This window comes from bacterium, from assembly GCA_040755755.1.
Lineage (GTDB): Bacteria > SZUA-182 > SZUA-182 > DTGQ01 > DTGQ01 > DTGQ01.
The window spans coordinates 24,891-38,076 of record JBFLZW010000023.1 but is presented as its reverse complement, the minus strand read 5'-3'; the positions used below and the strand labels follow the sequence as shown (position 1 = coordinate 38,076).

Below are 13,186 nucleotides of genomic sequence, written 5' to 3'. Positions count from 1 at the left end.
CCGGAGAGTGCGGCGCAGGCATCGGTGCCGATGAAACCGGCGGCTTCGATCCAAAGACCGGGAAAATAGTCTATCACCTGATCGAAGGCAATTACGTCAATGGGGCTGCCAACGCTGCCATTGGCTGCCGCTGCGGGGATTCAGGCTCCGGCTATGTCAGAATCATCAGCAACGAGGTCACCGGCGCAGGCCGCAAAGGGATGGGGAGCGGTATCGGCCTCAATGGGGTAATCCATGCATCGGAGATCAGCCATAATTTTACCTACGGCAATCATGACGCTGGAATCGGTTTGCGCGGCGGCGCACGCTGTGAGCTGATCACGGACAATGAGTCATACGAAAACGGCGCAGCCGGGATCGGCCTGTCTCAGGGGGCCAGGGTTGGTGAGATCAGCCGGAATGACCTTCACCATAATGCCCTCGCCGGAATCGGCCATGAGGGCTCATCAGCCGGGAGGATCGTGGTAAGACTTGAATCCACGAACAGGATCCACCACAACGGAGCAGCCGGAATCGGCATTATCTCTTCGGACGTAACCGAGATTCGCGACAATGTGATCGAATATAATGCCGCACCCGGCATCACGGTTATCGGCGGGTCGGTTGCCGGGCTGATCACCGGCAATACGCTCGACTATAATGGCGCTACTGATGGGAGTGACGGGGGGACTGCCGGGGAGAATACCGGCGGGACTGCCGGCCTGGCAGTGCTCGGCGCTTCATCTGCCACCATCAGAAATACGACCATCAGCCACAGCGGCAGGGCGGGTATCGGCATCTTCGACCCCGGAACCTCCGTAGTGCTGGAAAACTGCACCATCAGCAACAACGGTCAATGCGGTCTGGGGCCAAACCTTACCGTTCAGTCAGGCGCATCCGTCAGGATGAGCGGGTGCAGTCTGGACGGCACGCAGGGCTCTCCGAACATTATGGCCAGCGGCAGCGAAACCCTCCTGGATATGACCGGCGGCAGGGTCGAGAGAAGTGCCAAACCAGGACTGGCAGCCAGTGGCGGGGCAATAATCAATATCCGGGATACGGTATTTGACAATAACGGCACAGATGGCACCCGCGGACTGATGATTGACGGCTGCCGGATAACCCTGAAGGGCATCACTGTCTGCAACAGTCCTCATCATGCCCTGGCAGCCACCAACTGCACCGGAAGTATCGAGGGATGTGAATTTTACCGGAACGCCCTGGCCGCAGGCGGCCAGATAACTATCAGCCGCAGTAATCTTCGCATCGTCCGGAACGTGCTCCATGATCCTGCAGGTCTCCATCATCAGATCGCGCTTTTGGAGGGATCAGATTGCAGGGTATATCATAACACCATTGTCGGCAAGGCTGACGGGAAAGGAGGGCCTTTCAACCAGGGGCCGGGTGACGGTTTGCACGTTGATGCCACCAGCCGGGCGGATGTCCGCAATAACATCTTCTCCTGCCTTCCCAGGGGCATCAGCAGGGGTGTGAACAGGAATGATCAAGAGGAGATCGTGGCCGAAGGCCGTGTACAGGCATCCCAGAACTGCTTCTACCAGATGGCAGGATTTTCCGATAAGGGAATTGTCGGCGATAAGGTCATCCTCGATGACCCCCTGTTGACCAGCAGTTACTGCCTCATGCTGCACTCTCCCTGCATTGATGCAGCCGAGCTGATTCCCGGCGTGAACGAAGTATTCAATGGTCTGGCTCCGGATATTGGAGCCAAAGAGAAAGAGGAAGAAGAGATTGAATGATTCAGCTCAGGTCGTTGAGACTGCAGGCTGCTGGGGAATTCGGGTGGCCATTCATCATTCCGGAGTCAGCAGATACCCGAATACGGCGCCAAGGATTACCCCTGACCAGGGGCTGACGGTTAAAGCTCAACCCCTGCCTCCACCCATACAGCGGTTGAGATATCCCAGAGAAAGCCCGACGATTCCTCCGACAACTGCTCCAAGAATTCGCTTGATGCTCATCTTTTTCCGATCTCCTTAATTATCTGTTAAGGTAAAAGAACTCCTCACTTAAGATGGCCATACCTTCTCCTGAATTCTGGCTCCTGACTCCTCTGGAAAAGTTCAGTTCTAAGCCGTTTATAGTATATTCGCCATTAATTGTATAAAGTCCGCCTTCAGAAGTCAAGGCAAGCGCCAGTTGTCGTTGAAAACCTGCGGCGACAGAGGCTCCTGAATTCTGGCTCCTGAATAAAGTTCAATATTCAGCCGTTCGCAGTATAAGCTTCTTCATTTGCGGTCGGTGATAGAATCGAATATTCTCTTGAGCTTGCGTTCCATATCCATAGCAATCTCCTGAAGATCAGAGTTATCAGACACTTCTGCGACTGTCGTCGGTTTAATGACCGAAAGGATGGTTTTTTTATCCTGTTCGTAGAGGGCGATATTGGAGGGAAGCATCAGACCGATATTTTCTTCAGTCAGAATGGCCTTATACGTATTCTGCGGACACCAGACACCCAGGACCACATATTTTCTGAAATCAATGCCCAGTTTTTCCTTAAATTTTTCCTTCAAATCGATAATGCTTAAGACCAGAAGGTCTGATTTTTTCAATTCTTCCGACACTTTTTCCAACGTCTCCTCAAACTGCATGTTCAGTTCTTTTGTCAATCTATAGTTAGTCATTTCGGTTTCCTTATGATAACTGAAAACTGGTAACTTAACTCTAGTATCTATTCGTTACTTGGCGGAAAAGTCCATTATTTCAAAATGAGCTTTCGGATTTTTTCAAACCATCAGTTGAGGTTATCGTGACCATAGAGGAATTTGTATTGTAAATGCAGGATTTCTGCCAATAACGGCGATTTATACTTATATTTGTTCTGACTTCTGACTCCTGACTTCTGGCTTCTGGCTCCCACACTGATACGGTAAAGGGGAGAGATGAATAAGGAGAGATTTCATGCGTATTGTTATGTTTTATCATTCCCTGATTTCTGATTGGAACCACGGCACTGCCCATTTCCTGCGGGGTATTGCCACCGAGCTTATCAGGCATGGACATGACCTGCGGATTTATGAGCCCAAGGATGCCTGGAGCATCCAAAACCTCATCGCCAGTCACAGGTATGAGCCGATTCGAAAGTTCCAGTCAGCTTTCCCTCACCTGGTCAGCAACCGCTACGCACCTGACTCTCTTGACCTTGATCAGGTTCTTGACAATGCCGATCTGGTTATCGTTCATGAGTGGAATGAGCCTGAGCTGGTTGAGCGCATTGGCAGTTGCCGCGCCCGCACCCGGAACCTGCGCCTTCTCTTCCACGATACTCACTACCGTATGGTGACTGACCGGACAAGCCGGGCTGCCGTTAACTTGAAAAACTATGACGGTGTTCTGGCTTTTGGAAAAGTGATTCGTGATCTCTATCTTTCGCAGGGCTGGGCTCAGCGGGCCTGGACCTGGCACGAGGCCGCGGATACCCGTATCTTTTACCCGCGGGAGAAGGCCAATGAACAGGATGACCTGGTCTGGATCGGTAACTGGGGAGATGGAGAGAGGGCTTTGGAGCTTTATGAATTCCTCATCGACCCGGTTAAAGATCTTGGACTGCGGGCTGTAGCCTATGGAGTCCGCTATCCGGACCATGCCCGGATTGCCCTCAGAGAGGCAGGCATAGACTATGCCGGATGGCTGCCAGACTATGAAGTGCCGGAGATGTTCTCGAAGTTCCGGGCCACTATTCATGTGCCGCGGCGCCCTTATGGAAAAGCCCTGCCCGGCATTCCCACCATCCGCACCTTCGAGGCTATGGCCTGCGGCATTCCCCTGATCGTCTCGCCTTGGGTGGATATCGAGGGATTGTTTAAGCCCGGCCAGGATTTCCTGGTCGCAGCCAATGGAGACGAAATGAAGCGCCTTCTGAAAAATCTTCTCCATGACCGGGAGATGGCCAGGGAACTGACTCATCATGCCTATAATACGATTGTCTCCCAGCACACCTGTGCCCACCGGGTTCAGGAGCTGTATGCCATCTGCCGTGACCTGGGAATCGATCCCGGCACCCCGCTGGCCGGCTTGGAGCTTTCCCGTGCTCCGGGAGGAAAAGAAGCCTGGGAAAGGTAAAAGATGATTGATGGATCGTGAAAAGAATGTCTCAAGGATCTTGAGCTGTGCTGCTGCTGCCGAGAGCCAGGTTGTTTGAAAAAGATGGCCAGAGGTTATATGAGAAGGTAACTGATAAGAGAATGTCATACACAAAAGGAGGAATAAACGATGCAAGTACGGGGAACAAAAGTGCGGTATGTAATGCCCGCCACTGAACTGGCCGGTGATCGGGTGATCAATCCGGATCGGGAAAATCTGGGAAAGATTGAGGATTTTGCCGTTGACTTACGGTCTGGCTGTGTTGCCTATGCTGTCCTGTCTTTTGGCGGTATCCTGGGATTGGGTGACAAATTTTTCGCTGTCCCCATGGATGCCCTGGCTCTCGACGAAGACGAACGAGTTTTTATTCTGAATGTTTCCAAGGATAAGCTGAAAAGCGCCTCGGGCTTTGATAAAGATAACTGGCCGGATATGGCTGATGAGCAATGGGGCAGGGACATTCACTCCTTTTTTGGCACCAAGCCTCATTGGGAAAAGAGATAGGCCACAAGGGTGTACGGTCACTATACTGAAGCTATGGGCGGCAGCAGCAGGCTTTGGAAGACTGTATATGGATCCGGGGGATCACAGACAGCCCTTCTGTCATTACCCCCTTCTGTCATTATCTCCCATTGCGCTTGACTTTTAGCTGAAAGATCAAATATAGTGTGTGTGATGGAGAACAGGGAGGGTGGGGCTTTTCGCCCCACCAAATACCGCACGCGATCTCATTGACAATCCGTACTGGCCGTGGATTTGCCATATCGGATATTGAGGTGCAGAGAAGCAGGCAGGGCTCATGGATGACCTCTATACCATAACTACACCGGAAAACGTTGAATTTTCTTTTCTCATAGCCGGTTATGGCAGCCGGCTGCTTTCCTGGCTGATCGATCTCTTATTTATCGCCACCACGATTCTGGGTGTCAGTTACGGGGCGAATTTCATATTTCCCATCAGCCAGGGAATATCCGCTGCTCTGGGACTGGTCACCTTTTTCCTGATAAACTGGGGATATTTCGTTTTCTGGGAATGGAAAACCGGGGGACAATCTCCAGGGAAAAAACTCTTTCACCTTCGGGTTATTCAAAACAATGGCGCAAAAATCACTCTGTTTCAAAGCATGATCAGAAACCTTTTGCGCATTGTCGATAGCCTGCCCTTTTTTTACCTGGCTGGCTTCATTGCTTCCTTTTTCTCCCCCCAGCTTCGACGACTGGGGGATCTGGCCGCAGGCACTCTGGTCATCAAGGAGGAGGTTCATCTGCGGCCGGAAGTCATTCTGCCTGAATCCCAAAGGTACAACAGCTTTCAGGAGGACCCGCAGCTTGCACGGCGGATTACCAGCCTCATCAGCCTTACCGAGCGGGAGGTGCTGATCACGATCTGTCTTCGCCGGGAGGAATTGTCCCTCCCTGCCCGCCTTCAGTTATTCACAGACCTGGCTGAATACTGTGAACGAAGACTCAATATCGAGCGGCCCCTGTCCCTCAGTCAGGAGAACTATGTTTTAAACATTACCGCTATTCTGGCACAGTGAGACAAATTTATCTATCCTGAGACAAACCGGATTCAACAATGAGACAGGCCAGGTAATAAGTGAATTTTCTTTCATATCCCTGCTTGGGAAAGATTTGCATAAACAAGGTGTTATGCTCAATATCAGAGAGATATGAAATATCCTGCACAGTATCCCGCGGTTTGAAGGCCGATTTTGGCTCTCACCTTAAGTATTGACCAGAAAAAATAAGTGACTATTAGCTCTATCAGAAGTCAAACGCAAGGCATATTTTATGCAGTATATTACGATGACCGTAGATAATTTCTGTGGTGTCAAGGTTACTAGATAATAAAGCTGATAGGTAACAAGAATGCATAAACGCCAAGAGTAGATGAGATTTCCGGCTGTAAGTAGTGCCTGTTGTATCTTCCCCCGGGTTTCCTGCTGATGATTGCTCCCTTGATTTTGATTTCAAGTCCCTGAGCATCTGTCTCCTTCCTGCGTGAGTTAATCCGCATGCAGACTGTTGTCAATCAGTTTTGTGTTTGATTGTCCTTATAATAATGCTATTGATATATTGCTCGTCCATTGTTTTTGGAGGTATTTATTGGCTTATGTTTCCAGCAGTCTCGGTCCATGTTAAAGGGGGGATAAAAGAAAAGGGGGTATGAACAGAGCAGATTTTAGCTAAGTGTTTGTCTGATTCTCAACGTCATTATTAATTGGAAAGGTGGTTAGATATGAATTTACGAAAGGTAATCTGCCCAAAAAAAAGTCTATTAGGTTTGGCTGTTCTTGCATTTGCTCTTTTAGCCCTGACTTCTCTCAGTCAGGCTGCCTTGGTGCCTACAACCCTCAACTGGTGGCCCCTTCCTCCCTATAATACCCTGTGGCCACTCTGGTCGCCCGTTCTCTCTCCACCCAATGCTCTTGGTATCCCGACACCTATTGTCACCAGTCTGACCAAAGACACTGTTCTTCCCGTCCAGCCGGGACTGACCTGGGATGCAGTCAATCAGAAGTATCCGTGGCTTTTGTACAATACCCCATCAGGCATGGTGTACTACGATCCTTTATTCGGTATTAACCTGTGGCCGCCATCCTATCTCCTGAGCCCTCTGGGAGTTCCTCTGCCCCTCAACCTGAGCCTGATCAAGTGGACTACCCTGCTGCCGACTGCCACAAGCTGGCTCAGTGCCAATGTTCCGGTGGGCAACAGCGCCTATTATACCAGCTATCCGCAATTTGCTCCTTTATTGACTACCGGTGCAATTGCCGGGTTGACTCTCATCTGATCGCCAGAGAGGAACTTACGAAAACTTTCTTGCAGGGCGGCGGCGTATTCAGGCCGCCGCCCTGCTGTTTGTAAAAGGGGGGCGACCGTGTCCTCAAGGATCGGGAAACACCAGGGGAGAAAATCAAGGGAGGTGATGTTCTGGAGTGCGAATGGCACTTACAGAACGAGCCATGAGGTAAAAGAACTCCGCTGGACACGCGACTTCACATTACCAAGAGATGGCTTAAACCTTCTTGGCGTCGCTTGGTCCACCCTACTACTACATGTTTTACCTTGTTAACAGACATATTTTACCTGTAACAGAAAAGGTGGACAGCATAGTCATGACAGCCAAATACAGGGAGGGTGTACTAAGCGACGCCTGAAGACATCTCTTGCTCCTTTAGCCTGGCAGGAAGTCGCGTGTCCACCACGCAAGGAATTGTGTTGTCCACCACTGTGTTTACTAACCCCCCAGCAAAATAAGGAAAGGAAATTTGAGATGGTCAGCAAAAGAAATTTCGCCATTATCTTGGTCAGCCTGCTTGCTCTCTTTTTAGTATATTCACCGATTGCCAAAGCCCAAAACTGGGTTGCCATGCCTCCTTATAACACCCTGTGGCCATTATGGTCTCCAGCCCTGTCTCCCGTTGATCCGCTTACGGGTTTACCCGAACCGATTGTCACCGAATTAGTCCCCTCCACCATCCTGGATGTGGAGCCGGGCCTGACCTGGGATCCTGCCCTGCCAAATCCCTGGCTGCTCTATAATACTCCCATAGGCATGGCCTATTACGATCCTCTGTTTGGGATAAACCTCTGGCCACCTGCCTATTTGCTGGATGCAGTCGGAGATCCGATTCTGCTGCCCCTTCCTCCTTTCTATGATTTCCTGCCACCTACTGATCCACTCTGGCTCTTTGGAAATGTGCCGCCAGCTAATGCTGCCGCTCTCCTTTACCTGGAGACGAACTTCGGGCCACTCGCCCCGCCGCCAATATATCTGGATCCTGCGGCGCTTATCTAATGGTGATTGTCTGATGCGGTGCTCACAAAGAATTGAGCCTTATGCAGCGTACAATATTAACTCAGTGCTTTTAATCCACTTGGCTCAATAGTGGAACGTAAACAAACTTAAAAAGCGCTGAGTTATTTATTTACAATGCGTTAATCAAAAGGAGGCTGCCAAGAAACATTACGACGCAGCCTCCTTTTGATTTTTGGCTATTCTCTTCCAGATGCAAACACAAAAGAGCATGCTTTTGTTCTTGACAAGCGGGCCATCATCAGGCTACATTCAAAAAATTCCGGTTACAGGGCATACCTGGGTGGCATTTTCATCGTTAAATTGGAGAATTATTCAATAGGTTTTCTATTTCAATAAGTTGTTAATGGCAGGAAAACTTTCCGTTCACGGCATATTCATCATCAGTTGTCTCTTGACCATTTACCTCATTCTCAGGAGGCCCTACCTCTATATCAGAATGGGCAGGCGGCACCTGAAACTCGAAAGCTATTTTCTCGGCGCACTCCTTGGGCCAACCCTGATCATGACCTTCGGCATCCTCGACTACAGCCAGGTCCTCAATGGGCTCAAAGGAGGACACGGACTCAACCCATTCGGTATTCTGGTTCTGTTCCTGTCCATGGTGTTCATGAGCATTTTCCTCGACATCACCGGCTTTTTCGAATGCTGCGCCCGGCTCGCTCTGAAGTGGGCCGGATCGGATGGCAAGCGCCTGTTTTTCTCCCTGTACATCATGGTTGCAGTGCTTACCGTCTTTACCTCAAATGACATTATCATTCTTACCTTTACCCCATTCATCTACTATTTTGCCAAAAATGCCCGGATAGATCCAAAACCCTATCTGATTGCCGAATTCTTTGCAGCCAACACCTGGAGTATGATGCTCTACATCGGCAATCCGACCAATATCCTGCTGGCAGCAGCCTTCAACCTGCATTTTGACAGATATTTCAAATGGATGTTTTTACCTACCCTGGCCGCAGGACTGGTCAGTGTATTCGGGCTGTTCACCGTTTTTCGAAAGAGCATTTCCCGGCCGCTCACGGTCAGCCAAAAGATCGATCCTTTCGAAGCCCTGACCGACAAGACCGGAGCCGCACTTGGGCTCCTGCTGCTCGGCGGGTGCATTGTGGCGCTGGCCATTGCACCCTACCTGGGGATCGAAATGTGGACTATTTCATTAGCCTTTGCCCTGGCACTGCTCTTTATTCTTATTCTCCGGGATTCATCAATGGCCCTGCTGCGGCAGCGCATAAGGGAAAAGAAAAGATTTGTCCTTGGCTCAACCCTGCAAAGAATGCCCTGGACAGTAGTTCCCTTTGTTTTGTCGCTGTTCGTCACTGTCGAGGCCCTGCATCTTTACGGAGTGACCAGTGAAATCGGGCTTTTTTTCAGAAATATCTGCGGTCCATCGGCTGCTGCCTATGGCCTCGTCTATGGAACGGTTTCAGCCCTCTCGGCCAACTTCCTCAATAACATCCCGATGACGGTGGCCTCGGTATCCGTTATTCGCGGCCTCACCGGGAAAAACCTTCTTGCCGCTGCCCTGGCTACAGCCGCCGGATCAAACCTCGGAGCCAATATAACCCCTATCGGAGCCCTGGCCGGGATCATGTGGATGAGCATTCTGCATACCAAAGATTTCCATCTTTCTTTCAGTGAGTTCGTGCGCTATGGTCTGATGATCACCCCTCTGACCCTGCTGGCCTGCCTGGGTGTTTTGGCATTGGAATTAGCGGTCTTATAGTTGAAGTGCTTTGAGATTGTGCAGAATCGTGCTCCCGGCACCTTTGATAAATTTGCAGAGCATCCAGGGGGGTCACTTCACCATCATGATTGAGATCGAAATAATCGGCACAGAGACCGGATTCAAGGTAGCAATGGAAGGCCAGGGCTACATCATCCAGGGTTACATTTTCATCTCCGTTGAGATCCTCAGGGCAGAGATAAACAAAGGAGCCATGAGATGAAGAGAAACAGGCCAGATGATCTCTCAGTTCCTTGAGCTGTATGGGATAAAGTCCGCCTTTCTGTCCGCCTCTTACCGTAAATTTCAACCAGACCAGATAACCGTTCGCATCTTGAGGGATACCACCCAGGGAGGTTAATCCTCCCACCTTGAGACAGCCTGAACCGACAGGGTTGACATTCAAAAAAAGGAAGGAGCTGAGCAGCTCACCGCTCTCAAAACCGGTGTACTCCAGGACACCGGCATCATAAGTAACCTGAAATCCAAAGGAAGAGATTTGACCGGCTGTATTTTTAATCTTTACTCCAATCAGAATATCCTGCTCCAACCTGCCCTTGGCTCCCTTGATTTCCAGACTGCCGCTTACCTGTCCGGAAATTTCAGGACAATCTGCATGAACGCTGTTTTTGGTGGCACGGGGACCGGTATTCGGATCGCTGTCGTCGGAATCCTGATGATTCATCACATACCCTGGCGGCATCTGACAGCTGGTGAAGATATCATCCGGATTGCCCCAGCCGTCAGCATCAGCGTCCCGAAAGAAGGAATGCAGTGGATAAACGGCGAAGGTGGCGGCGATACTGGAATCTCCTGCCGGTGAGTAGGCATCGACAGCCACGGTATAGGTACCTGCCGGAGCGCTGATATCGAGAGAGCAGGTCGCCTGGCAGTGGCAGGATGACTGCCCGGTGCTGTCATTGAAGGCAGGTGCAAGGTCGATGGAGGTGACGTTTCCCTGCGGATCAATAATCCGGGCCAGTGAACTGGTGATCTCATTGTCAGCCAGGAGATTCACCACCACCTGGTCACCGGGACAGGCGGATTCCCGATCCAGCACGATTTCAAACTCCACTCCCGCAGGATACCCGGCCTGGGACAAAGCCCAGACTGCCTGGGCAGTGCTGGCCGTATTGCTTGCGTATGCTCCGGAAAGATCGCCCCACCCTCCATCGTCGTTTTGGGCAGCCAGCAGCCAGGCAGCGCCCCTGGCCAGGGGAAAGCCCTCGTGTTCACATTCAGCCAGGGCCAGCATGGCCATGGACGTACTGGCCACAGTGCTGACATCACCCTTCTTCGGACCCCAGCCGCCATCGTCATTCTGGCTCTGGAGCAGCCATGTTGCGGCCTTGTCCGCGACCTGGTCATCGTATCGGGATTTTTTGATAATAATCGTTGACATGGCTGTTTGACCCACACTTTCCCAATGTCCATCTGCCCTGTTGGCTATAAGATAGTCAATTCCCTGAGCGAGATTTGGATTTGTCCTGCCGTATCCCGCACTTAGTAAGGCTAGTAAAGCAAAATTCGTGGAAGAAACTGTGCTCTTCACCGTGGCCCCTCTCCACAGGCCACCCCATCCGCCATCCCTGTTCTGACCAGAGGAAAGTGACGCGGCTGCCTGCTGTCTGGCGAAAAAGGAATTTTCTTCATTGCCCTGATATAATGACCAGACGCACAGCCCGGTATTATCCGTTTCACTGCCGATGACCTCCGGATGATAGAGGCTCCACCAGGCCCAGCCTCCATTCTGGGATTGCATCAAGAGCCCGGTGGCCAGCTCGAGGCTTGCGGGAAGCACATCATCCTGCAAAGAGGCGGAGATGTCAGCAGCCGCGGATAACCCTAAAACAGCCCATGCTGTTGACGATGGCACACGATAATCGCCTCCATAATCCCCGGTCTCTGAAATGTGGCTTTCCATCCAGGCTAAGGCATTCTTAAGCCGCTCGCTCTCATAGCCGCTTTGGGCCAGAGTCAGTACGGCTCTGGCGGTTTCGATATTTTGGCTGGGCCAGCCGGGAAACTTTCCCCAGCCAAAATCCTCATTTTGTCCTGCCAGTACCTTTGCCTGACCAACCTGCACGAAAGCGGTATTCCCGGCAGAGATGAAAACCTCAAATCCTTCGGTAGCGTCGCAGCCGCTGTATTCCGAATAATGAGCGCGCAGATATTCAAGGGCTTTCCGGACCTGCGGACTGGATTCCGATTCAGCCAGAATCAAGGCTATAACCGCCTCTTTCACCCAGGCCACACTCGATTCACCGGCAAATGCACCCCAGAATCCGTCGAAATTCTGGTTAGCCTTTAACCAGGTTATTCCATCGACAATCACCTGAGAATCACGGGGTTCACCCGCTTTCAGTAAAGCGATAAGGGTTAAAGAAATATTTTTCGTGTTTCCCGTGCCGATATCCGCACAATCGCGCCGGGCCTGAGACCTTAACCACCCGAGGGCATTTTGCATGATCAGTGAGTTTCTGTCCTCCCCGGCCTCAATTAAAGCCCAGACCGCATGAGCAGTGCCGGTGATATTTTCATCCCAGCTTCCGTCAGGTGATTGCAGCCTCTTGAGCCTGTCGATAAGAAGAGCACAGGGGGAAGAAAAGCGTTCCTGCGCAGCCGCATAAGCCCTGACAGCCAGAGAATTGCCGATAACCAGGGAGTAAGGCTCCCACCCGCCTGCTGCTGATTGACGGTCGATCAGCCAGTTGACTCCTTCGATGATGGCCTGATTTCGGGCGATGCTCTGACTATCAGCTCCGGCCCGGCGGGGAGCGTAAAACATCACCAATATCGCTTCTCCAGCCACTAATCCAAATATTACCAGAAAAGTTGACACGAAATTCTTTTTCACGATTTCCTCCTTATAAAGCTATTATCCAAAATACTAACCAGAACAAACAATATATTGCCTGTATAAAAATTAGTATACTAAATTTAAGCAGAATTTGTCAAATATAAAAATATAAAATAGAAAGTAAATTATATTAGAGATTAGTTAAAATTAAATACAGTCAATAGGAAAGAGATCAATATATTTTGTATAAATTGAAGAATATTAAGACGCTCATGATGGAAGGGTTGTGAAAACAGAAGAAATGCAGGAGACAAAAATTTATTACTCGTTATAACTTCTTATCCAGATAATCTCAAACTTTTCCTTGATCACCCTGAATTCAGGGTCACCGGTAATAATAACTGCCTGATGCTCCAGGGCGGTAGCTAAAGCAAAGGCATCAGCATAGGCAATAGGATATCGGGCTTTCAGTTCAGCAGCTTTCATCACCAAGTTATCCGAAGCGGATATAATCCTAAGAGGAAGAAATCTGATCTTTTCCAGCACGTTACGGGCAGTTTTAAGGCCAGCGACCTTAGCAATCCGGTAGTAAATTTCTCCCAGGTTGATAATGCTGAGATAAAGATTGACCTTACCGGCTTGGGCGTCCAGAATAAACCGGTCAACCAGTTTAAATCCTTCCTCTTCCTGAAGCCAACAGAGGAGAGCAAAGGAATCAAAAAGATAACTTCTCATTCCCGAAGCCTCTT

Annotated in this window: 10 protein-coding genes; 7 read left to right on the top strand and 3 right to left on the bottom strand. The window is 50.4% G+C overall.

All coding sequences use genetic code 11. The features are described from left to right. Positions 1-1,739: right-handed parallel beta-helix repeat-containing protein (locus AB1611_08800; GenBank protein ID MEW6379695.1), on the top strand; the 1,739-nt coding region annotated here is incomplete at its 5' end. A gap of 489 nt (positions 1,740-2,228) precedes the next feature. Here AB1611_08800 and AB1611_08795 read toward each other — a convergent pair. After that, a complete protein-coding gene (locus AB1611_08795; GenBank protein ID MEW6379694.1) occupies positions 2,229-2,627 on the bottom strand; it encodes a DUF302 domain-containing protein in 399 nt (132 codons plus the stop codon). A 277-nt stretch (positions 2,628-2,904) separates the two neighbouring features. Here AB1611_08795 and AB1611_08790 point away from each other — a divergent pair, with 277 nt between their 5' ends. The 6 genes from AB1611_08790 to AB1611_08765 all read left to right on the top strand — a co-directional run bounded on the left by AB1611_08790 (position 2,905) and on the right by AB1611_08765 (position 9,637). Next, on the top strand, positions 2,905-4,065 hold the full coding sequence (locus tag AB1611_08790; GenBank protein MEW6379693.1) for a glycosyltransferase: 1,161 nt from the start codon (positions 2,905-2,907) through the stop codon (positions 4,063-4,065). A gap of 150 nt (positions 4,066-4,215) precedes the next feature. Next, complete coding sequence (locus AB1611_08785; protein ID MEW6379692.1) at positions 4,216-4,590, top strand: PRC-barrel domain-containing protein; 375 nt, start codon at positions 4,216-4,218, stop codon at positions 4,588-4,590. Positions 4,591-4,885: 295 nt separating this feature from the next. Then, positions 4,886-5,626 (top strand): RDD family protein, encoded by a 741-nt coding sequence (locus tag AB1611_08780; protein ID MEW6379691.1) that lies wholly within the window; start codon positions 4,886-4,888, stop codon positions 5,624-5,626. Positions 5,627-6,327: 701 nt separating this feature from the next. Then, positions 6,328-6,882, top strand: coding sequence for a hypothetical protein (locus tag AB1611_08775; GenBank protein MEW6379690.1), 555 nt, complete (start codon positions 6,328-6,330; stop codon positions 6,880-6,882). A 483-nt stretch (positions 6,883-7,365) separates the two neighbouring features. Next, a complete protein-coding gene (locus AB1611_08770; protein ID MEW6379689.1) occupies positions 7,366-7,890 on the top strand; it encodes a hypothetical protein in 525 nt (174 codons plus the stop codon). Between the two features lie 364 nt (positions 7,891-8,254). Next, positions 8,255-9,637 carry an SLC13 family permease gene (locus AB1611_08765; protein MEW6379688.1) on the top strand — a complete coding sequence of 461 codons (1,383 nt, stop codon included), beginning with the start codon at positions 8,255-8,257 and terminating at the stop codon, positions 9,635-9,637. Here the strand turns inward: AB1611_08765 and AB1611_08760 are convergent. Beyond that, positions 9,576-12,494 carry a prenyltransferase/squalene oxidase repeat-containing protein gene (locus AB1611_08760; GenBank protein MEW6379687.1) on the bottom strand — a complete coding sequence of 973 codons (2,919 nt, stop codon included), beginning with the start codon at positions 12,492-12,494 and terminating at the stop codon, positions 9,576-9,578. The two genes, AB1611_08765 and AB1611_08760, sit on opposite strands and share 62 nt — an antisense overlap. Positions 12,495-12,758: 264 nt before the next feature. After that, positions 12,759-13,172: a type II toxin-antitoxin system VapC family toxin gene (locus AB1611_08755; GenBank protein ID MEW6379686.1), complete on the bottom strand. Its 414-nt coding sequence runs from the start codon at positions 13,170-13,172 to the stop codon at positions 12,759-12,761. Positions 13,173-13,186 lie beyond the last annotated feature (14 nt).